The organism is Streptomyces sp. NPDC045968, assembly GCF_056430475.1.
This window is the reverse complement of record NZ_JBWKLF010000002.1, coordinates 482462-504184: the sequence shown is the minus strand read 5'-3', so window position 1 is coordinate 504184 and position 21723 is coordinate 482462. Positions and strand designations below refer to the sequence as shown.

The window sequence follows — 21723 nt, the reverse complement described above, 5'->3', positions numbered from 1 at the left end:
AGGGGGAGACACAAAGGTGGGGACATGAACGGCGACACGCTCTACTCGATCGGCGAACTTGCTCGACGGACCGGTCTCACGGTCAAGACCATTCGGTTCTACTCCGATCGCGGAATCGTGGCGCCGACCGACCGCAGCCCGGCCGGCTACCGCCTCTACGGCATCGACGCCGTCGCACGCCTGGACCTCGTGCGTACCCTGCGTGAGCTGGGACTGGACCTTCCCACGATCCGCAAGGTCGTGGACCGCGAGCTCTCGCTTCCCGAGGTCGCCGCAGCGCACGCCGAAGCACTGACGGTGCAGATCCGCGTCCTGCGCCTGCGGCGCGCGGTGCTGACGGCGGTGGCCGAGCGCGGGGCCACACCTGAGGAGACAGAACGCATGCACCAGTTGGCCCGGCTTTCCGAGGACGAACGCAGCCGTCTGATCGGCGATTTCCTCGACACCGTCTTCGGCGGTCTTGACGCCGCCCCCGCATTCGCGGGGGTCATGCGCTCGATGACCCCCGAGTTGCCCGACAACCCGGAGGCAGAGCAGGTCCAGGCGTGGGTGGAGCTGGCCGAAATGTCCCTGGACCCGGGTTTCCGCGCCGTCGTGCGGCGGATGGTCGAGGACCAGGCGGCCGAGCAGACCCGAAGCGACGTGACGGCCCCGCGCCGCGACATTGCCGCAGCCGTCCGTGACCAGGTCGGCCCGGCCCTGACCGCCGGCATCGCCCCGGCCTCACCCCAGGCCGATCCGATCGTCGCGCAGTTCACGGCGTACTACGCGCACCTCCTCGGCCGCCCCGACGACATCGAGCTTCGCCGCCGGCTGGCGACTCGACTGGAGAGCGTGAATGACCCCCGCAGGGAGCGGTACCTCCAGCTGCTCGCAGTGGTCAACGGCTGGCCCGCCCCGGAGAGCCTGGCTCCAGTGTTCGACTGGTCCGTCCAGGCTCTGCGCGCCCGGACACAGCAATGATGGGGGCGGTCACAAGGCGGCACCGGGCGGACGCGGCTGGCATCGGGTGAGAACGCCGCCACACATGATCGGCTGATGAGTGTCCCGGTCGTACTTCAGGTGGCCACGTCGCTGGTCTCTCCCGCTCTCGTTCTTCGCCCCTGGCGCATGGAAGACGTCGCCGCGTTGGTCGAGGTGAGCCGGGATCGGACACTGCGCCAGTGGGCGAGCTCTGTCGTGGACACCGATGCCGACGGGACACGCTGGGTGCAGGCTCAGCAGCAGGGCTGGGCAGCGGGGGACCGGTTCGGCTTCGCTGTCTTTGAGGCACGAACTGGTTCAGTTCGCGAACAGTTGGTGGGCAACGTGGTCCTCAAGGGGGTCACCTCCGGCACACCGGCGGCCGAAGTGGGCTACTGGACCGCGGCGCACGCTCGCGGGCGGGAAGTGGCCTCCCGCGCTCTGGAGGCACTCACCAACTGGGCCTTCGACACCTTCGAAGCCGACGGGCTGGAGCGTCTCGAACTCCTGCACCAGGTGGACAACCTGGCATCCGGGTTGACACCTGCCGGTGGGATCAGGTCCCAATGAAGCATCGCCTCACTCGCGTCCGGGGCCTTGCCCCTGGCCTGATCCCAGTGCTGACGATGGACCCAGGCCCGCTGCGGAGCGGGAACGATCGACACCCGCGCGAAGAAGACCTCCCGGCGCAGATCGATCCGGTGCGGATGGAACTCCACCAGCGCACAGTCACCATGTCCCCCGAAAAAGCGGAAGACCTTGGTCCCGTCCGGGACGAGCCCAGCCTCCTTGGCGGCCGGCACGACATGTCGACGCCGCCAGGCACTCTGCGAGATCATTACCGCCTCCTCCTTCCGGCCATCATGCCGAGCATCACCGCCAGATCGGCGGCGACCCGGACCCGGATCGTGACCGGTCCCGCGTGGCCGCAACGGCCGCAGCACATCGCCGTACGCAGCCGTCAGCCCAGTCGCATCGGCGAGATCCGCCAGCAACCGCGCTCCGGCATGCCCGACCCGTCAGCGGTGACATGAATCCTGGGAGCTTTCCGTAATCGTTGCATCGAGTCGGCTGGGCCAGGCTCAGGAGCCTTCCGTGGTGGAGGCGTGATCCGCTGTCGCCTGGACGGCGAGGATCAGGTCTGCAACCCGTTCGAGCTGGGCGCGCTGGGAGGGCAGGTCCAGGGCGCCGAGGCGTACGACGATGTGCCGAACGCCGGCGGCAACGTACCGTCCTAGGCGCTCAAGCACTTGGTCGGCAGAACCGGTGACAACTGCCTGGATCCTCTCCAACTCCCGCAGCGGCATGCCGTATGTGGCCCGCGCGTAGCCGTCCAGTGCCCGACGGCCGCTCTCGACGTCGTCATCGATCCGTAATGAAACGAACAATGCGGGCGTGATGTCCTCGGTCGCACGTCCGGCGTCGGCCGCCGCTTTGCGGACATTGCGGAGGCCGGATGCGTAGTCGGCGGGATCAGGCGGGTAGGGCAGCCATCCGTCGTACATCCGGCCAGTGCGGGCCAGCGCCGCGGGGGTCGCGCCGCCGAGCCAGATGAGCGGGCCGTCAGCTCGGGACGGCCTGGTCGTGGGCGGGATGTCATCGAACCGGAGGATCTCGCCATGGAAGGCGTCGGCGCCGTCCCACAGGGCCCGCCACAGCGCGACAGTCTCGTCCAAGCGGGCGAAGCGCCTTTCCCACGGCAGCTCGGACAGCGTGTAGAGGGGTCGCCCGAAGCGGCCGGGGAAGCCGGCGCCGACGGCCACGGTGAGCCGTCCACCGGACAGCAGGTCGATCGACGCAAGTGACTGCGCGGCCTGGATCGGCCGACGCAGGAACGGCATCAGTGCAGCTGTCCCCAGCGTCACGGTCTCGGTCACCGGGGTGAGCGCGGCCAGCATCGTGAGCGCCTCGATGCGCGGGCTGATCAGGGAATCGTTGACGAAGAGCGAGGAGAAGCCCGAGCGTTCGGCGTAGCGGCCGAAGGCAACCAGCTCGCGAGGGTCGTCGGCAGCGCCCCACTGGGCGGTTCCGGTCGGAAGCAGTACACCGATGTCCATGGCGGCAATGTTCACGACCGGTGCGTGTGGCGACAATTCCCTGCAGGGAATGGCCTGGGACCCTCCGCCGCCGTTACAACAGGCTCGTGGACTTCCCTAGTGCGCTTCGCGAACGTCGTACCCGCCGTCATCTCAGCCAGCTCGACCTGGCGCTGCGAGCGGGCACCACCCAGCGCTACCTCAGCTTCATTGAATCCGGCAGGTCCGTCCCCGGCCGGAACATGGTCGTGCGCCTGGCCGAGTCGCTGGAGCTGCCGCTGCGGGAGCGCAACGAGCTGCTGCTGGCCGCCGGGTACGCGCCCGCCTACCCCGAGAGCTCACTTGACGATCCGGTGCTGGCCCCCGCGCGCACGGCAATCGACCACATCCTCCACGGGCATCTGCCGTATCCGGCGCTGGTTGTGGACCGGGGTGGTGACCTGATCGCCGCGAACACCGCATTCGACCTGATCACCGAGGGCGCGGCTGCCGAGCTGGTGGGCCCGGGCACGAACATCTACCGCCTTGCGCTGCATCCCGACGGCCTGGCTCCCCGCATCCGCAACCTCGCCGAATGGGCGCGCCACATCCTGGCACGCCTCGGCCACCTGGAGGAGTTGCGCGCCGAGCTCACCGGGTACGTTCCCGAACCGGAGCCGCCCGCCGGACTACTGGGTTTCGCAGTTCCGCTCCGCCTGCAGTCCTCGTACGGTGAGCTGCGCCTGATGACGACCGTGACGACCTTCGCCACCGCCGTCGACGTGACACTTGCCGAGCTGAAGCTGGAGGCGTTCCTGCCGGCGGACCCGGCGACGGCCGAGGCTCTCTCGGCGGCCGCCGCGGCAATGGCTTGCGCTGGCGCCGGTCAGGAGCCCGGGAACATGTAATCGGTCTTGATGCGGCCGTTTTCGTCGAGTACGAGCATGTCCGAACCGCCACCCACCACGTCGCCGGTTTCGGTGGACACCGCCTCCCAGCCGATCCTGACCACGCCATTGAGGCGTATCGCACCGGGGCGCGCCCGGAAGGTGAATCCCTGTTTCTCGACGAACCGCTCGTAGCTCCGGGCCACTCGGGTCTCGATGGCGTCGTATCCCCGAGCCTCCAGAGTCGGGTGGTCGAAGCCGAGTTCCGCGGCGGTCTCCCGAATCTCCGCGGGCGGGTGAAGGATGTGGGTGCCGTCCTCGGCCCACAGCCGCTCGATGGCCGCGCGGCGCTCTGCGGCGTCGGCCACATTCCACTGAGCCATGTAGTGGTCGGCCAGCTGCTGCGGCTCGATCTCGATCATCTTCGTCTCCTTGCCGGGCAGGTCCATTCGGACCAGATCCTGCGGGGTGCGGCGGAGACCGACAATTCCCTGTAGGGAATGGACTTTCAACTGATCGCCCGCTCCGACAGCCGCGGCCGTTCCCGGCCGCTCCGAGCAGCGGGAACACCTCGCCGCTGGTGACAACCGGGCTGAAAATCTGGAGCAGGTGTCAGCAACCCCGACCCTCTGGTGTCAAGTAGCGCGAAAACCTCGTCGCCGAAACCCAGGTCAGCCTGTGAAGCTCGCGAACCGCTGCGACGCAACCGCTCTGAACGAGGCCTGATGCGACTTTTCGAGATAGGTGACACCAAGCCCTGTTCAGTCCGCTGGTCCGCGCAGACGGCCACGGCGATCGGCTCCCTGACGGGAGGAAGCTGGTCACCGGCGTGCACCAGCTTCTCAACAAGAACGCCCACATGTTCTGCAGGACGCCGCCGTCTTCCTGGAGCCCCGCTTCGGCCAGCGGCGGGTAGCCGTCGGCGTACTGCCGCAGTCCGAGCGCGGCGACCTCGCCCGGGGTGAGGCGGGTGGCGGCGGCGAATGCCGTCGCCACCTTGGGGCGAAGAGCAACCAGCAGGTGCGCGGGCAATCGTGTGACCCGGCCCGGTGTGTGCGGGGCCAGTATGGTGAGCTCGCCGATCCGGGCGGGTGAGCGGCCCAGGCGGTGAGCGAGCCCCAGCAGGTAGCCGGGCAGGGATTCCTCGGGCAGCGGTGCGAGACTGCGGACCAAAGGCGTCGTCGTCATCGAAGACGGTGTTCCTGGAGCGGAGCGCTGCCACAGACGCTCGTCCACCTCACCGCCTACGACACGGTCCTATTCCACGGGCCACGGCGGCGGCACAGCCGCGAGCGGCCGGCGGGCCCTCCGCCCGGCCGCGTACCCCCCGATCCCCAGACCGGTCCCGACCAGGGTCAGCACGATCCCGAGGACTCCGAGCGCCACCGGCACCGCCGCCACGGCGAAACCGTTCTGCACTCGCCCGAGCACCCCGGAAGCCGCGACGCTGCCCGACCGCTCGTCGAGGAAGAACCGCGAGTCGTTCGAGTTCCCCCGGTGATCGCCCAGCAGGAACAACCGTCCTTCCGGCACCTGCACGTCGTACGGTCCGGTTCCCGGGTTCACCTCGCCGCGCATGACGTACGGTTCGTCGACCGGCTTCCCGTTCACCGTGATCCGGTCTCCGTCGCACACCACGTGATCGCCGCCCATCCCGATGACCCGCTGCAGGACCGGACCGCCCTCATAGCGATCGGGCACGTGGACGAGTACGACATCGCCCCTGCGTATCTCGCCCGCGTCGAGGCGCTCGATGACCAGCCGTTCGCCCCTGCGGTAAGTGGGCTCCATCGCCTGGCTCATGACGGTGGCCCCTTGGTAGTTCGTGAAGAAGTACCCGATGCCTCCCAGTGCCAGGACGAGCCCGAGTGGCACCAGGACCCGGGCCGCGACTCTCAGCCCGCTGCCCGCTCCCCGCTGTTGCATGAACACCCCTCCTTCGAACAGCCCGAGGCCGGGCCGACCAGCAGAGGCTAAGTGGTCCCGGGACGGGAACGCAGCCGGGGGCACCCCGGCAGCGGGGGCCGGTCCTTGGTGCGTACGGCGGGGAGCCAGGCCGTGGAGGGCGCGGAGCCGGGCGGGAGTCGGACGCGGTACCAACGGGTGGAACGCCGGTCCTCCTCGTCGACGATGGGCTGCCCGTCGGTCAACTGGCAGTCGGCGGCCAGGACGTCGCCGTGCCACACCCGGGTCGGTACGACGTTGTCCGCGGTGTACGGATGCAGTGGGTCGACCGCCAGGCCGAGACTGCACCGCAGGTCCCGGTCGGTCCGGTCCTGGCAGCCGCGCTCCGCGTTGAAGACCCGGAGCGCGCCGGCCGTCACGCCCGTACGGCCGGGGGACGCGGAAGGGCTCTCCCGCACGGTGTCCGACCACAGGGTGGCGCCGGCGGTCCCGCACAGCGCGGCAGCGAGGGCGGCGGCGCGAGCCGCGCCCCGCAGCCTGCCTGCCCCTGCCCCGCGCGTCCGCTCCCGGACGGCGATGCGGGAGAGCAGGCTCTCGGCCGTGTGCGGATTGCGCGCCGCGTGGGTCGGAGCCAGGCAGTCGGCGGCCAGCGCACGCCAGAACGGTGGCACCGCGTGGTCCATGCGCAGCGGCGCACGCCCCTCGCCGTACTCCTGCACGGAGGCGCCCCGCGCCACGGGTGTGGCGCCGGAGAACGGCGAGGCACCGGACGCGAACATTTCGTGGATGACGATGCCCAGTGCCCAGATGTCGGCACTCGGCCGGACCCGCACGCCGAGCTCCCCCAGGGGGGCCCTCCAGCGTTCGGGCGGGAGGTAGTCCAGGGTGCCCATGGGGGGCACGTACCCGTGCGTCCCGGTCAGCTCGGTGGCGAGGCCGAAGTCGGAGAGCTTCACGGAGCCGTCCGTGCCCAGCAGGATGTTCTCCGGCTTGAGATCGGCGTGCACCCAGCCCGACCGGTGGAGATGGGCCAGCCCCTCGCAGATGCCCGCGATCAGCCGGCCGCGATCGGCCTCGGGCACCCCCGCGTCGAGGAGTTCCCGCAGACTGCCCGTGGCCCGCTCCATGACCAGCACGATCGCGCCGTCCAGGGCGGGATGGTCCGGTGCGGTGACGACGAAGGACTCCAGGAGACCGATCAGCCGGGGATGCCCGGCCCGGCGGCCGAGTTCGACCTCGCGGTGGGCGGATTCCACGATCCTGCGCGCCTGGCGCGGCGCGAGCCCCGCGGTCGGCATGATCTTGAGCGCGACGTCCCCGCGGCCCGATGTGCCCCCGCGGTCCGGTTCCGGGCCGCTGCCGGCCGGCCGTGCCGCGTAGACCGTCGACCAGCCCCCGGCCCCGATCGGCTCGGTGACCACCCAGCCTCCCACCCGGTAGCCGGGCGGAATCAGGTCCGTACGGTCGGATCCCGTGGTGCCGCCCAGGCCGTGCGGCGGTGTCATCGCGGGGTCCGCCGCTCCCGCCCGCCGGCCCCTGCCAGGGACGGCAGCAGCGCGAGGTGTTCCTCCCGTACGAGCCCGAACCGCAGCGCGAGACCGACGATCTCCTCCCGCTTGCCGTTGCGCCGCTCGCCCTTTCCGGGTTCGTGGGCGTCCGGGGCGCCGATGCGCAGTTTCTCCTCGGCGAGGTAGTCGATGTGCGAGCTGATCGCCCGCGCTGTCAGGGTGCCGGAGGTGACGTGGCCTCTGAGCCGCTCGACGATCTGGGGAGTGGTGGGCACCGCCACCCGGGACTCGTCGCGCAGGCGCGGTTCGCAGAGCGCGACGAGGACGAGGAAGTACGTGGCCGTCTCGTCCAGGGAGTACGCGGTGACCGTGCGGCTTCCCCAGGGGAGGCCCATGGCCTCCGGGTCCAGATAGACGTGGTCGGGCGCGAAGACCTGGAAGGAGACGGTGAGGTTGCCGCGGGTGGGCAGCACCACGCGGGAGAACTCGAACGGGACGGGTGCCGCGACCCGTCGCGGCGGCACCCGCAGGTACTCACCGGCGCCCTCCGGGTTCTCCACCAGATAGTTGTGGATGGAGCTGTGGTTCGTCAGCTGCCAGTGGTCGTCGGTCACACGGATCTCACCGGCGAGCCGGGAGATCGCCGCGTCGGCGAGACGAAGCTCGACCGGGGTCGTCGAGGAGCCCCGTCCGAAGCGTGCGACCTCGCCCGGACCGAGCCGTAACGTCACCGCGTCACCGCACGGTTCACCGCCGCCGGTGCCCCCGCTGCCCCGCGGCAGATGGACGACTACGCCGCTCACCGCTCCCCCTGTTCCGCCCGTCGCAGTTGTCGGACGAGCGGAACGATACTCACGTCAAGGCGGAGTTCACCGGCGTGCTTCGGCCACTTCGGCCGGGACCCGCCGTGGCGGCCGGTGGCCCGCCGCAGCGGCGCGAGGCGGCTCCCGCGGCGTCCTCCCGGCGAGGTGCGGCAATCACCCCGCGGCGACGTCCCGCGCTGTGACCCAGGGCACCTCTTCTCTGGGGCGGGAGCGGTGATTTGGTGCCGTTTTTGGGTGTCTGTCGAGCCGATCGGCCGAAGAACTCGCACTGGTGTGTGAAGGGTCGGGGTGCCGATGCCGAGGGCCGGAGTGCGGCACGCACCGTCCCGCCCCGGGCGCGGACGCTCTGTCCCGCCCGGCGCAAGGTGGGAAACGTCACCGAGCCCGGAGGCGGAGGCAGGCGATCCAGCAGCTGCGCGCGCGACCGAATCGCCTGTTCGCCTCCTTCACTTGGCGAAATCCGCACTCCGCGCTCAGGGAGCGGGGCTGCCCGCGACGACGGGCGCGACCACGCGATCGCCGAAGGCCGTCCACGGTTGCCATCCGCCGCTCGGCCGGCTCTGGACGCGGGTCCGTATCCGGCCCTCGGTGGTGACGGCGAAGACGTGCAGCCGCCCGGTGGAGTCGAGTGCGGCGGCGGGCGTGGCGGTGAGCCCGGTACCGGGTTCACCGAACTCCCCGCCGGGATCCCAGCTCCCGCCCGGCGCCACCTGCCAGCGGTGACTGAGCCGGGCGCCGCCCGGAGTCAGGGAGAGCGCCTCGAGCCGGCCGTCGGCGTTGGCGGCGAACGCCGGGGCGGCGGCGCTCCAGCCGAACATCGGCTGCCACGTGTCCCAGCCGCCGCTCGCCACGGTCTGGCGTCGGGAGAACGTACCCACGCCCGACGGCCCGATCGCCGCCACGGTGAGCCGGCCGCTGCCGTCCCTGGACACACGCGGCGCGGCACCGGCCGCGGTACCGAAGCTGTGCCACGCGGCGGTCCAGGGGCCGCTGGGAGACTCCTGCCACCGGTGGCGGATTCCGGCGCCGCCGGGGGAGAGGGCGAACACCTCCAGCCGGCCGTCGGCGTTGGCCGCGACCACCGGTGGCGCCCCCGCGGCTCCGCCGAAGCCCGGCTCCCACGGGTCCCAGGCCAGCGAACCGGGCGACCACTGCCGTCGCCGTGCGAAGGAGGCTCCGCCGGGGCTCAGCGCGAAGACCTCCAACCGCCCGTCGGCGTTGCGGGCCACGGCGGGGGCCGCGCCGGCCGGACCGCCGAACTCCTCCCAGTCGTACCAGCCGCCGTCCGGCCGCTGCACCCGGTGGTGGAGGTTCGTACCGCCCGGGTCGAGTGAGAACACCTCCAGCCTGCCGTTCGTGTTGCGCCCCAGCGTGGGGACCGCGCCGGCCGGCCCACCGAAGGTCTCCCACTCCGACCAGGTGTCGGTGCCGGGGTCGAGCTGGACCCGCCGCAGCATCGAGCGGTCGGCGGCGTCGAGCGCGAACACCGTGAGCCGGCCGTCGACGTCGAGACCCGCCACCGGGTTGTCCGCGCTCTGCCACGGCGGAGGCGTGTCCCGCCAGTGCAGGGGAGCGACGGAGAGCCCCTGCCGGAACCATCCCGCGGCGCTCGCGTACCACGTGTCCCCGTCGGCGAACACCTCGACCGCGTGACCGGGAACGTGGCCCGCGTAGCCGGTGAGACCGAAGCGGAACGGGTCCCGGGACGCCAGCACGTCGGTGCCCTCGTAACCGTTGCGTGGCCCGATGAACAGGTAGTACCAGCCGTCCCGTTCGACGACGTACGGAGACTCGGTGACCGAGACCGTCGTATCGGTACTGGCGTCGGTGAACGCGACGCCCGGTGCGCTCCAGTGCACCAGATCGGCGGACCGCCGGTACGCCACGACGTGGTGGCCGCCGCCCGTGCCCGAGAGTTCGGTGTAGTACATGACCCACTCGCCGCCGACCCGCAGCACCATCGGGTCACGCGCCGCGAGCCCCCGGAACAACGGGCCGGACGGCTCGCGGGTCCAGGTGAACAGATCGGTCGACGTGGCGAGGTTGATCGCGGCACCACTCTCGCCGCCCGCTGCGTAGAACATCCAGAACCTGCCGTCCGCCTCGACGACGTGCGGCGCCCACACGTGTTCCTCGCCGAAGTAGGACGGGTCGACGGTGAGCGCGTCGGCGTGGGTGGTCCACGGTCCGTGCGGGGCGGGCGCGGAGGCATGGGCGAAGGAGATCTCCGCACCGCTGTCCGGGGATTCACCTGGCGGCGCGCTGTCTCCCACGATGCTGAACAGGTGCCAGCGGTCCTGCGCCTTGATCAGCGTGTGGTCGTTGAGGTAGCGCGGCCCGGCGTTCGTGGACGGGTCGTAGACGTGCGCGAAGGGTCCCGCGCCGATCCACCGGGGAAGCGGAACGGTCCCGGCCGTTGCCGCCCCGGCCGGGGCGGCGCCCAGGAACGGGAGCGTGCCGGCCCCTGCGGCCCCCCGTAACAGGTTCCGTCTGCTGATCGGATGCATGAGTCTCTCCAGAGAGACCGCGCGGCCGGCCGTGCCGTGCGGGCAGGGCCGGCCGCGGGTCGTGGGGGACGGTCGGAGGTGGGTCAGTTGAGGGCGGGGCCTGCGCTGTTGTTGACCCAGGCCCAGTCGGACCAGGTGGAGAAGCCGGTCTGCCACTTGTGGAAGGTGCCGGCGTGGCTGGTGCCGAAGATCTCGATGCGGCCGTCGGCGTTGGCGGTCGCGGTGACTTCCGTGCCTCCGCCGCCGAAGGTGGTCCATTCGCTGTAGGGAGCGTTCACGGCGGTCTGCCAGGCGTGCATGGCCGTGGCGCCGTTCATGGCGAACACCTCGACGCGCCCGTCCGGGGTGCGTTCGCTGCTGAGCTGCGAGTCGGCCGGACCGCCGGTGGGCTCCCACTCCGACCAGCTGGTGGGGCCGGTCTGGTATTTGTGGAAGACACCGACCGGGCCCGAGGCGAAGACTTCCAGGCGTCCGTCGGCGTTGTGGTCGACGGTGAGGTCGCGCCCGCCGCCGCCGAAGGTGCCCCAGGACGACCAGCTCCCGTTGGGGGCTGTCTGGTACTGGTGCTGGAAGGTGTCACCGTTGAGGGCGAACACCTCCAGACGGCCGTCCGGTGACTTCTCCATCTCGATGCGCCCGTCCGCGGGGCCTCCGCCGGTGGGCTCCCAGTCCGACCAGCCACCGTTCGGAGCCACTTGGTACTTGTGGAAGAGCCCGGCAGGCCCCGAGGCGAAGACCTCGATGCGGCCGTCGGCGTTGACACCCGCCGCCGTGTCCCGTCCGCCGCCGCCGAAGGTCTCCCAGTTGGACCAGCCGCCCGACGGAGTCAGCTGGTAGCGGTGCTGGAAGGTGCTTCCGTTGATCGCGAACATCTCCAGACGGCCGTCCGCGTTGGGTGCGATCGCGAGCTCGGCGTTGCCGGGACCCCCCAGCGGTTCCCAGTCCGACCAGTCACGGTTCGCTCCGAGCTGCCAGGCGTGGTGCACACCATCGGCTCCGGCCGCGAACACCTCAAGGCGTCCGTCCGCCCCCCGTGCCGAGACCACCCGGCCCGACTCCACCGGATACACCAACGGCTGGGGGCCGGTCCCCGGGTTTCCGAGCCGCGCGACCGCGTCGCGTGCGGTGTCCATGTACTGCCAGTGCGTGCCACGGTTGTACGTGGACCAGGGCCGCCAGTTCGCACCGCCGGAGGAGATCCGGAACGCCTCGTTGGCGTTGCACTGGGCGTCGTACGCGCAGGAGTCCTGGACGTCCGGGTGGAACTCGTCGTTGATCTGCCACAGGCCCCGGTCCGTCGACCCGGGGGCGTCGACGTTGCCCGCGGTGTTGGACGCGGCCGGGTTGCAGCCGGACTCGGCCAGGGCGACCGCCACGGCGGTGACCAGGGCGTCCCCGCGCCAGCCCGCCCGGTGGCCGACCTCGGCGCAGAGATCGCTGGGTGCGGCGTACGCCGGCGAGGCCCCGACGAGCAGCCCTCCGGCGACGAGCAGCGAAGCCAGCATCGACAGAATGGCCCGCTGCGGAACGCGGCGCCGCGGTGAAGCGGTTCTCGCCGGTGAGGAGTGCCGAACGCTGATCACTTACTGCCTCCTTCGGATGTCATGAGGTGGGTCAGTTGAGGGCGGGGCCTGCGCTGTTGTTGACCCAGGCCCAGTCGGACCAGGTGGAGAAGCCGGTCTGCCATTTGTGGAAGGTGCCGGCGTGGCTGGTGCCGAAGACCTCGATGCGGCCGTCGGCGTTGGAGGTCGCGGTGACCTCTGTGCCTCCGCCGCCGAAGGTGGTCCATTCGCTGTAGGGAGCGTTCACGGCGGTCTGCCAGGCGTGCATGGCCGTAGTGCCGTTCATGGCGAAGACCTCGACGCGCCCGTCAGCCGTGCGCTCAGTGCTGAGCTGGGAGTTCGGGGGGCCGCCGGTGGGTTCCCAGTCCGACCAGCTGGTGGGGCCGGTCTGGTATTTGTGGAAGACGCCGACCGGGCCCGAGGCGAAGACTTCGATCCGTCCGTCGGCGTTGTGGTCGATGGTGAGGTCGCGGCCTCCGCCGCCGAAGGTGCCCCAGGACGACCAGCTCCCGTTGGGGGCTGTCTGGTACTGGTGCTGGAAGGTGTCTCCGTTGAGGGCGAACACCTCCAGACGGCCGTCGGGTGACTTCTCCATCTCGATGCGCCCGTCGGCGGGGCCTCCGCCGGTGGGTTCCCAGTCGGACCAGCCGCCGTTCGGGGCCGTCTGGTATTTGTGGAAGAGCCCTGCCGGGCCTGAGGCGAAGACCTCGATGCGGCCGTCGGCGTTGACACCGGCAGCCGTGTCGCGTCCGCCGCCGCCGAAGGTCTCCCAGTTGGACCAGCCGCCCGACGGGGTGAGCTGGTAGCGGTGCTGGAAGGTGTTCGCGTTGATCGCGAACATCTCCAGACGGCCGTCCGCGTTGGGTGCGATCGCGAGCTCGGCGTTGCCGGGGCCGCCCAGCGGTTCCCAGTCCGACCAGTCGCGGTTCGTTTCGCGCTGCCAGGCGTGGTGCACGCCATCGGCTCCGGCCGCGAACACCTCAAGGCGTCCGTCCGCCCCCCGTGCCGAGACCACCCGGCCCGACTCCACCGGATACACCAGCGGCTGGGGTCGCGGACCACTGCCCGGGATGCAGGGCAGCACCACGCCGCCCTCCGCGAGGTAGACCTCGGGGTCGATGCCGTACTGGGCGGACGGGTCTCCCCAGATCCGCAGATGGAGATGGGGGCCGGACGAGTTGCCCTCGGCGCCCATCAGGGCGATCTGCTGGCCGGCCACGACATGGTCGCCGACAGAGACGTCCCGCCGGGACATGTGCCCGTACTCGGAGATCCTTCCGTCCGGGTGCTGGACGCGGATCCACTGGCCGTAGTCGCCCGTGTACCCGGAGATGGTCACCTCGCCGTCGCCCACGGCGTAGATCGGTGTTCCGACGTCGTTGGCGATGTCGACGCCGTTGTGGCCGCTGTGGTAGGGCTGGCTCACGAAGCCGGCGGCCGGGCACGCCGCGGCGGAAGTGGCGGTCCTGGCCGTGGCCGGGGTCGCCGCGAGCAGCACCGGCAGAAGGGCGGCTGTCGCCGCGAGAGCACAGTTCAGTGCGCGTCGGGAAAGTCCGGGAAGCACGTGACGCTCCTCCCCCTTGGTTTTCTCGGGGTGAGTGGGATGGAAGGGAATGGGGTGCGAGGAGCGCCGCTCACGCCTTGCGCAGGCGGCCGATGATGCCGTCGATGTCGCGCTGCATCATGTCGTGGCGGATGAAGTGGCCGCCGGGCAGCTCGTACCACTCGTGCGGGATTCCCGCGTTGCCGAGGAGCGAGCGGAACTCCCGCTGTCCTGCGAGCACTTGGCTTTCGTTGGCGGTGTCGAACCAGTTGACCGGATCGGGGCTGGTGCCGGCGACCAGGAAGACGCGCTTGTTGCGGTAGCTCTCGATCCGCTGCACCGGGTTGTCCGCGCTGACCCGGGCCTCGTCCCAGAACGGCGCCCCGTAGACCGTGCCGCCGTTCAGGTCCAGGGCCGCGGAGGAGGCGTTGGCCCAGTGGGCCACGAGGCCGTTGTCCCGGCGCAGGCTGGCCGGGCCGGAGTGGGCGCTCACCGAGGCGAAGTGGCCGTAGTACTTGGCGGCGTACTTCAGCGCGCCGAAGCCACCCATCGAGAATCCGGACACGGCACGGCCGTCGTACTCGGCGTAGGTGCGGAAGTTCGCCTCGATCCACGGGATCAGCTGCGCGATGTGGAAGTGCTCCCAGTTCCGCGGTCCGGCGTTGGAACTCACGGGGTTGGAGTACCAGCCCGCGTGCCCGCCGTCGGGCATGACGACGATGATCGGCTTGCCCGCGGTCCACTGACGGATGCCCTCGCGGTCGAACGTGATGAAGTCCTGGTCCGTACCGCCTCCGTGGAAGAGGTAGAGGACGGGGTACGTGCGTCCGCTCCAGTGGTAGTCGTCGGGGAGGAGCACGTTGAGGGCCGGATTCCAGCCGATCGCGCTGGTGGAGAACCGGTAGTACCACATGCGGTGGTCGGCCTCGTTGCGGTCCACGATGCTCAGGCCGAAGCCGTCGCCCGCGGCGGATGCCGGTGACGCCGCGGCGAGCATGCCTCCGCCGCCGAGGGCCATCGCGGCCGTGAGGCCTCCGGCGGTCTTGAGGATGTTCCTGCGACTGGGGTGCTGCGCGCTCAACGTGACCTCCTGGTCGGGAGCGTGTCGATGTGCCCGGGCGCAGCGGAAGGCCCACCGCACCGCTTCGGACCGTGCCCGGGCCGTCGGATCGGACCGTACGAGCGGGCGTCTGGAAGGTAGCAACGGGCGTGGGCCAGGAGACCCCGGAAGGTTACGGACTGACAGGCGCGAGCGCGTCGGCTAAGGAGACGTCACAGAAGCACGCGAGCGGCGGGCGGGGCGGCGATGGGGCCCGTCCGTTCCAGCCCCGCGTCCGCCGAGCCCTCGCGCGCGCGCCGTTCGCACTGCCCTCGGGCGGGGCCCCTCAGCTACCCCGTCCCACCCGGGCCGGCCGCTCTGACCACACCGTTTGAATGATCAAAGTGCCATGGGGTTAGCATATGAGCGCCGCCTAGCTCGAAAGATAAACCTGTGACTGTCAATGACGACTCGTTCACCAACTGGAAGAACCGCGAAGAGATCGCGGAGTCGATGATCCCCGTCATCGGGAAGCTGCACAGGGAGCGGGACGTCACCGTCCTGCTTCACAGCCGCTCCCTGGTGAACAAGTCGGTGGTCAGCATCCTCAAGACTCACCGGTTCGCCCGCCAGATCGACGGTGAGGAGCTCTCGGTCACCGAGACGCTGCCCTTCCTGCAGGTCCTCACCACGCTGGACCTCGGTCCTTCGCAGATCGACATCGGCATGCTCGCCGTGACGTACAAGGCCGACGACCGCGGTCTCTCGGTCGAGGAGTTCACCGCGGAGGCCGTCGCGGGGGCCATGGGTGCCAACAAGGCCGACCGTCGGGAAGGGCGTGACGTCGTCCTCTACGGGTTCGGCCGCATCGGCCGTCTCGTCGCCCGGCTGCTCATCGAGAAGTCCGGTTCCGGAAACGGTCTGCGCCTGCGCGCCATCGTCGTCCGTCGGGGCGGCGAGCAGGACATCGTCAAGCGCGCCTCGCTGCTGCGGCGCGACTCGATCCACGGGCAGTTCCAGGGCACGATCACCGTCGACGAGGCGAGCAGCAAGATCATCGCCAACGGCAACGAGATCAAGGTGATCTACGCCAACGACCCGTCCGAGGTCGACTACACGGCGTACGGCATCAAGGACGCCATCCTGATCGACAACACCGGTAAGTGGCGCGACCGCGAGGGCCTGTCGAAGCACCTGCGTCCCGGGATCGACAAGGTCGTCCTGACCGCGCCGGGCAAGGGTGACGTCCCCAACATCGTCCACGGTGTCAACCACGACACGATCAAGCCGGACGAGCAGATCCTCTCCTGCGCCTCGTGCACCACCAACGCGATCGTTCCGCCGCTGAAGGCGATGGCGGAGGAGTACGGCGTCCTGCGCGGTCACGTCGAGACGGTTCACTCGTTCACCAACGACCAGAACCTGCTGGACAACTACCACAGCTCCGACCGCCGTGGCCGTTCGGCGCCGCTCAACATGGTGATCACGGAGACGGGTGCCGCCGCAGCCGTGGCCAAGGCGCTCCCCGACCTCGACGCGAGGATCACCGGCAGCTCGATCCGGGTCCCGGTGCCGGACGTCTCGATCGCGATCCTGAGCCTGCGGCTCGGCCGGGAGACGACCCGCGAGGAGGTTCTCGACTACCTCCGGAACGTCTCGCTGACCTCGCCGCTGAAGCGCCAGATCGACTTCACCACCGCTCCCGACGCGGTGTCGAGCGACTTCATCGGTTCGCGCCACGCCTCGATCGTCGACGCCGGGGCCACCAAGGTCGAGGGCGACGACGCGATCCTCTACCTCTGGTACGACAACGAGTTCGGCTACTCCTGCCAGGTCATCCGGGTCGTGCAGCACGTCTCCGGGGTGGAGTACCCGACCTTCCCGGTTCCGGTGGCCTGATCAGGGCGGATCGTCGTCCCGGCCCGGGCGCGTGACGAGCTGAGGACCGCCTGACGAGCCGAGGACACGGAGGCCGTACCGGAACGTTCCGGTACGGCCTCCGACGCGTCACGGCTGTCCGCGCCCTGCTACGCGGTCTTGCCGGACCCCGAGCCGCCCGCGTTCGAGGCGGCCTTGATGCCCTTCGTGATCTCGTCCAGGACGGAGAGCTTGGGCGCCTTGTCGTTGATGTCGAAACCGGACCGGATGACGACCAGCTGATCCTTGGCGGTGGGCGAAGGGAAGGCCAGCGACTCCACGTACCCGTCGTCGCCCTTCTTCGTCACCACTTCCCAGCGCACCAGATAGCCCTTCTGGCCGGCGACGGTGACCGCCTCGGACTTGAGTGTCCGGTGCGAGGTGATCCCTTCGTAGATCTTCTCGCCGTACGACTCCTCCGCGTTGGCCGCGATGTCCTTCTTCGCCGCGGCCTCCGCGGTGGCCGCCTTCAGATCGAGAGCGGCCGCCGGAGCGGAGAACACCCCGCCGCGCACGCACTTCTGCTTGGCGTCGCCGGGACAGGCGTACTCACCGGTGGTCAGCCCGGCGCCGACGACGCCCGACGATCCGGTCCAGCCGTCGGGTACCGGGATGCTGATCCCGCTGGCCAGGTCCGTCGCGTAACCGTCCTCGCTCGGCGGCATCCGCTGGTCCGGGGCCTGGTCACCACCCCCCTTCTCGCCGTCCTCGGGCGCACCGGGCCTGCCGGGTGCGCCGGAGGGCGGAGCGGAAGGGGACGGGGCCGCGGCGACGGCGTCATCCGTCCGATCGCCGGAGTCCTGCCCCAGCAGAAACGCTCCGCCTCCGACTGCGGCGAGGAGCACCACGCCGGCGGCGATGCCTGCGCCGATGCGCACCCGGCGGCGCCGGACCGCCGCGGGCGGCAGGCGGAGCTGGTCCGTCCAACGGCTCCCGTCCCACCAGCGTTCCTGGGCGGGGCCGATTCCTGAATGCCCGGGGTCTGGATGCCAGCCGGGCGGGCTCATCTGGGTCACGCTGTGCACATTAAACGGACAGCGTGAGAATCACATGAATTGGGAGTGTGGGCGCGGGGAGCACGCGGGCAGGGCAACTCCGCCCGGAGCCGGACGACTTGCGTCCGCATCCGCCGTGCGTGCCGAGCGGGGCGCGGTCACCCGAACGGCTTTGGTCCGACCACATGTGCTGTGTGACATAGTCGGATCATGCGTATCGCCCGGACCAGGGAGTAGCGGATGCCCGTCGAGTGGCAACCCGTACGGCAGTCCCGCACCCACGAACTCGTCCTCCAGAGCATCGAGGAACGGGTCTTCGCGGGTGAGCTCAAGGCAGGGGACCGGCTGCCGCCCGAGCGGGAACTGGCGCCGGTTCTCGGGGTCAGCCGGTCCGCGCTGCGCGAGGCGCTACGGGTCCTGGAGACCATCGGCGTGCTGGTGGCCCAGCCCGGCCGGGGCCCCGATTCAGGGGCGCGGATCGTGCGCAATCCGGACGACGCCCTCGGCCGTCTGCTGCGTCTGCACTTCGCGCTCGGCAGTTACAGCCTGCACGACGTGCTGGAGGCCCGCGTGGTGCTGGAGCGCTCCAGTTTCGAGGCCGCCGCACGCCACGCCGCGGACGACGATCTCGACGCGGCGGAGCAGCTGCTCGTACGCATGGGGGAGCCGGATGTCGGCGTGGCCGAGTTCAACGATCTGGACACCCGCTTCCACGTGCTGATCGCCCGCAGCTCCGGCAATGAGCTGACCTCCACGCTCACCTCCGCCGTACGCGAGTCGGTGCGTCCGCTGATCCTCCGGGCGCTGGAAGAGGCCGAGGACTGGCCCGCCACCGCCGCCGCGCTCAACGCCCACCATCTGGAGCTGCTGCGGTTGGTACGGGAAGGGCGGGGCGACGACGCGGCCGACCTGGCCGAGCAGCACATCCGTGGCCTGCACGGAAGGCTCGTCGACGAGAGCCCCGGGGATTCGCCGGGCTGAGCCACGCCCACACGCGACAGGAGCGGGGACGGTGCGGGACGCACCGTCCCCGCTTTCGCGTTCCCCGCGCTTCCTCATTCGGCCCGAGGCTAGTATGGTCCGACCATACAAACGATCGGGGAGGCCCCATGCGCATCGGACTCTTCGCCACCTGTCTGGGAGACACGCTCTTCCCCGAGGCGGTGAAATCCACCGCGATCCTGCTCGCACGGCTGGGCCACGACGTTGTCTTCCCGCCGGAGCAGACCTGCTGCGGCCAGATGCACGTCAACACCGGCTACCAGCGTGAGCCCGTCCCGCTGGTGCGCAACTTCGCCGAGCAGTTCGGCGACGCCTCCATCGAAGCGGTGGTCATGCCGTCGGGGTCCTGCGCGGGTTCGGTCCGCCACCAGCACGAGATCATCGCCGAACGGTACGGCGACGCCTCGCTGCGCGCCGGAGTCGCCACCGTCAAGGCCAAGACGTACGAGCTCTCGGAGTTCCTCGTCGACGTCCTCGGTGTCTCGGCGGTCGGCGCCCACTTCCCGTACCGCGTCACCTACCACCCCACCTGCCACTCCCTGCGCATGCTCCGGGTCGGTGACAAACCGCTGCGGCTGCTGCGTGCCGTCGACTCCATCGACCTCGTCGAGCTCCCCGAGGCGGACTCCTGCTGCGGCTTCGGCGGCACCTTCGCCGTCAAGAACGCCGAGACCTCCACCGCGATGCTCCAGGACAAGATGCGCACCATCGCCTCCACCGGCGCCGCTGTGTGCACCGCGGGCGACTCCTCCTGTCTGATGCACATCGGCGGCGGACTCTCCCGTATCAAGGCGGGCACGCGCACCCTGCACCTCGCGCAGATCCTCGCCTCCACCCGCACCTCGCCGTACGTCCTGACGGAGGCCGCCGTATGAGCACGTTCCTCGGCATGCCCGCCACCCCGCCCCGCTCCCCGTACGGGACGGGCAACCTGCGCGGCGAGCGGAAGTTCCCCGAGGCCGCGCACGACGAACTGCGCAACGGACAACTGCGCCGCAACCTCGGCAAGGCCACCCGCACCATCCGGGCCAAACGCCTCGACGTCACCGGTGAGCTCCCCGACTGGGAGGAGTTGCGCGACGCGGGCGCCGCCATCAAGACCGACACCATGAACCGGCTGCCCGAGCTCCTGGAACAACTGGAGCAGAAGGTCACCGAGCGCGGCGGCACCGTCCACTGGGCGCGGGACGGCGAAGAGGCCAACGAGATCGTCGCCCGGCTGATCAAGGAGACGGGCAGCAGCGACGTCATCAAGGTCAAGTCGATGGCCACCCAGGAGATCGGCCTCAACGAGCACCTCGAATCCATCGGCGTCACGCCGTACGAGACCGACCTGGCCGAACTCATCGTGCAGCTCGCCCACGACAAGCCCTCACACATCCTGGTGCCCGCGATCCACCGCAACCGCGACGAGATCCGGCAGATCTTCCTCGACGAGATCCCGGGCGTCGACCCGGGGCTCGACAACGTGCCCGCCCACCTCGCCGCCGCCGCCCGCGCCTATCTGCGCGAGAAGTTCATGACGACGAAGGTGGCGGTCTCCGGCGCCAACTTCGGTATCGCCGAGACCGGCACGCTGTCCGTGGTGGAGTCCGAGGGCAACGGCCGGATGTGCCTGACCCTGCCCGACACCCTCATCACCGTCATGGGCATCGAGAAGGTGCTTCCGCGCTTCCAGGACCTCGAAGTCTTCCTCCAGTTGCTGCCGCGCTCCTCGACCGGCGAGCGCATGAACCCGTACACCTCGATGTGGACCGGTGTGACACCCGGCGACGGCCCGCAGAACGTCCACCTGGTCCTGCTCGACAACGGACGCACCGCCGCGCTCGCCGACCGGATCGGCCGCGAGGCACTCAACTGCATCCGCTGCTCGGCCTGCCTCAACGTCTGTCCGGTGTACGAGAGGGCCGGCGGCCACGCCTACGGCTCGACCTACCCGGGACCGATCGGCGCGGTCCTCACTCCGCAGCTCGCCGGGATGCACGCGGCCGAGGGCGACCCCAACAGCTCCCTGCCGTACGCCTCCACTCTCTGCGGAGCCTGCTTCGACGCCTGCCCGGTGAAGATCGACATTCCCTCGCTGCTCGTCGAACTGCGCCATCAGAACACCGAGGAGTCCGGGACGACGGCCGAGAAGCTCGCGATGAAGGCCACGGCCGGCGTGATGAAGCGGCCGAAACTGTTCACGGCCGCCCAGAAGGCCGCGGGTCTCGGCCGGGCCGTGGCCGGACGGGACGGCACGATCTCCCGTCTGCCGGCCCCGTTCGACGGCTGGAGCGACAGCCGCGACACGCAGGCCCCGCCCAAGCAGACCTTCCGCTCCTGGCTGGCATCCGACGAGGGTGCCGCCGCGATGCGTGCCGCCGCCGACGAATACACCGACCCCGGTCAGGAGAAGGCATAGTGACCACCCCTCAGGCCGGCGCCCGGGAGACCGTGCTGAGCCGGGTCCGTGACGCCCTCGCCCTGGCTCCGACGCCCGGGATCACCATCCCGCGCGCCTACCGCACCGGACGCACACTCCCCGACGACGAACGTCTCGCTCTCCTGAGCCACCGGCTCGTCGACTACAAGGCGCGGGTGCACACCTGCACGGCCGCCCGCACCGCCGATGTCGTGGCCGACGTCCTGCGAGAGATGGGCGCGCGGCGGATCGGCGTGCCGGACGGACTCGACGAGGAGTGGCTCAGCCGCTACGACGGGGAGGTGCAGCGGGACTCCGCCGACATCCCCGCGCCGAGTCTGGACGCGCTGGACGGGGTGGTCACGGCCTCCGCCGTCAGTTGTGCCGAGACCGGCACGATCTTCCTGGACGGCTCGCCCGGCCAGGGCCGCCGGGCGCTCTCCCTCGTCCCCGACCTGCACCTGTGTGTCGTCGACCTGTCGACGGTCGAGGCAGGGGTACCGGAAGCGGTCGCCCGGCTGGTCCCGGAACGGCCGACCACACTGATCAGCGGGCCTTCGGCCACCTCGGACATCGAACTGGAGCGGGTCGAGGGTGTGCACGGTCCCCGCACGCTGGTGGTGGTGATCCGCACGGACGTGTAGCGCCGCGC

19 protein-coding genes and 1 pseudogene are annotated in these 21723 nt (G+C 70.3%); 8 read left to right on the top strand and 12 right to left on the bottom strand.

Features of this window, described 5'->3' with window-relative positions; translation table 11 throughout:
- The first annotated feature begins 24 nt into the window (after positions 1-24).
- A complete protein-coding gene (locus AC07FA_RS07875) occupies positions 25-963 on the top strand; it encodes a MerR family transcriptional regulator (RefSeq protein WP_479073869.1) in 939 nt (312 codons plus the stop codon).
- Between the two features lie 75 nt (positions 964-1038).
- On the top strand, positions 1039-1533 hold the full coding sequence (locus AC07FA_RS07870; RefSeq protein WP_479073868.1) for a GNAT family N-acetyltransferase: 495 nt from the start codon (positions 1039-1041) through the stop codon (positions 1531-1533).
- A gap of 298 nt (positions 1534-1831) precedes the next feature.
- On the opposite strand, the pseudogene AC07FA_RS07865 reads toward AC07FA_RS07870, so the two are convergent.
- Both AC07FA_RS07865 and AC07FA_RS07860 read right to left on the bottom strand, forming a co-directional pair.
- Positions 1832-1979: pseudogene (locus tag AC07FA_RS07865) on the bottom strand (IS1380 family transposase); the annotation flags it as partial.
- Between the two features lie 66 nt (positions 1980-2045).
- Complete coding sequence (locus AC07FA_RS07860; RefSeq protein WP_479073866.1) at positions 2046-3020, bottom strand: LLM class flavin-dependent oxidoreductase; 975 nt, start codon at positions 3018-3020, stop codon at positions 2046-2048.
- Between the two features lie 86 nt (positions 3021-3106).
- Between AC07FA_RS07860 and AC07FA_RS07855 the strand changes: the two genes are divergently transcribed.
- Complete coding sequence (locus tag AC07FA_RS07855) at positions 3107-3886, top strand: helix-turn-helix domain-containing protein (RefSeq protein WP_479073865.1); 780 nt, start codon at positions 3107-3109, stop codon at positions 3884-3886.
- Here AC07FA_RS07855 and AC07FA_RS07850 read toward each other — a convergent pair.
- The 9 genes from AC07FA_RS07850 to AC07FA_RS07810 form a co-directional block, all read right to left on the bottom strand.
- On the bottom strand, positions 3865-4287 hold the full coding sequence (locus AC07FA_RS07850; protein WP_479073864.1) for a hypothetical protein: 423 nt from the start codon (positions 4285-4287) through the stop codon (positions 3865-3867). The genes AC07FA_RS07855 and AC07FA_RS07850 overlap by 22 nt on opposite strands.
- A 190-nt stretch (positions 4288-4477) precedes the next feature.
- Entirely contained in the window at positions 4478-5053 is a 576-nt protein-coding gene (locus tag AC07FA_RS07845) for a TniQ family protein (RefSeq protein WP_479073862.1), read from the bottom strand.
- 69 nt (positions 5054-5122) lie between these two features.
- Entirely contained in the window at positions 5123-5791 is a 669-nt protein-coding gene (gene lepB, locus AC07FA_RS07840) for a signal peptidase I (RefSeq protein WP_479073860.1), read from the bottom strand.
- A gap of 47 nt (positions 5792-5838) precedes the next feature.
- Positions 5839-7275 carry a serine/threonine-protein kinase gene (locus tag AC07FA_RS07835; protein ID WP_479073859.1) on the bottom strand — a complete coding sequence of 479 codons (1437 nt, stop codon included), beginning with the start codon at positions 7273-7275 and terminating at the stop codon, positions 5839-5841.
- Positions 7272-8081, bottom strand: coding sequence for a serine/threonine protein kinase (locus AC07FA_RS07830; protein ID WP_479073858.1), 810 nt, complete (start codon positions 8079-8081; stop codon positions 7272-7274). The genes AC07FA_RS07835 and AC07FA_RS07830 overlap by 4 nt, the downstream gene beginning before the upstream one ends.
- A 494-nt stretch (positions 8082-8575) precedes the next feature.
- Positions 8576-10609, bottom strand: a complete 2034-nt coding sequence (locus AC07FA_RS07825) for a DUF8189 domain-containing protein (protein ID WP_479073857.1) — start codon at positions 10607-10609, stop codon at positions 8576-8578.
- 83 nt (positions 10610-10692) lie between these two features.
- Positions 10693-12114 carry a DUF8189 domain-containing protein gene (locus AC07FA_RS07820; protein ID WP_479073855.1) on the bottom strand — a complete coding sequence of 474 codons (1422 nt, stop codon included), beginning with the start codon at positions 12112-12114 and terminating at the stop codon, positions 10693-10695.
- A gap of 109 nt (positions 12115-12223) precedes the next feature.
- Entirely contained in the window at positions 12224-13735 is a 1512-nt protein-coding gene (locus tag AC07FA_RS07815) for a DUF8189 domain-containing protein (RefSeq protein ID WP_479073853.1), read from the bottom strand.
- 70 nt (positions 13736-13805) lie between these two features.
- On the bottom strand, positions 13806-14795 hold the full coding sequence (locus AC07FA_RS07810; RefSeq protein ID WP_479073851.1) for an alpha/beta hydrolase-fold protein: 990 nt from the start codon (positions 14793-14795) through the stop codon (positions 13806-13808).
- A 411-nt stretch (positions 14796-15206) separates the two neighbouring features.
- Between AC07FA_RS07810 and AC07FA_RS07805 the strand changes: the two genes are divergently transcribed.
- Positions 15207-16652 (top strand): glyceraldehyde-3-phosphate dehydrogenase, encoded by a 1446-nt coding sequence (locus tag AC07FA_RS07805; RefSeq protein WP_479073849.1) that lies wholly within the window; start codon positions 15207-15209, stop codon positions 16650-16652.
- 128 nt (positions 16653-16780) lie between these two features.
- Here the strand turns inward: AC07FA_RS07805 and AC07FA_RS07800 are convergent, their stop codons facing one another.
- A complete protein-coding gene (locus AC07FA_RS07800) occupies positions 16781-17677 on the bottom strand; it encodes a DUF2510 domain-containing protein (RefSeq protein ID WP_479074253.1) in 897 nt (298 codons plus the stop codon).
- 228 nt (positions 17678-17905) lie between these two features.
- Between AC07FA_RS07800 and AC07FA_RS07795 the strand changes: the two genes are divergently transcribed.
- From AC07FA_RS07795 to AC07FA_RS07780, 4 genes are all read left to right on the top strand, one after another.
- Positions 17906-18646 carry a FadR/GntR family transcriptional regulator gene (locus AC07FA_RS07795; RefSeq protein ID WP_479073848.1) on the top strand — a complete coding sequence of 247 codons (741 nt, stop codon included), beginning with the start codon at positions 17906-17908 and terminating at the stop codon, positions 18644-18646.
- A 128-nt stretch (positions 18647-18774) separates the two neighbouring features.
- A complete protein-coding gene (locus AC07FA_RS07790; protein WP_479073846.1) occupies positions 18775-19542 on the top strand; it encodes a (Fe-S)-binding protein in 768 nt (255 codons plus the stop codon).
- A complete protein-coding gene (locus AC07FA_RS07785) occupies positions 19539-21071 on the top strand; it encodes a LutB/LldF family L-lactate oxidation iron-sulfur protein (RefSeq protein ID WP_479073845.1) in 1533 nt (510 codons plus the stop codon). Before AC07FA_RS07790 ends, AC07FA_RS07785 begins: the two co-directional genes overlap by 4 nt.
- Positions 21071-21715, top strand: coding sequence for a LutC/YkgG family protein (locus AC07FA_RS07780; RefSeq protein ID WP_479073843.1), 645 nt, complete (start codon positions 21071-21073; stop codon positions 21713-21715). Before AC07FA_RS07785 ends, AC07FA_RS07780 begins: the two co-directional genes overlap by 1 nt.
- Positions 21716-21723: the final 8 nt, after the last annotated feature.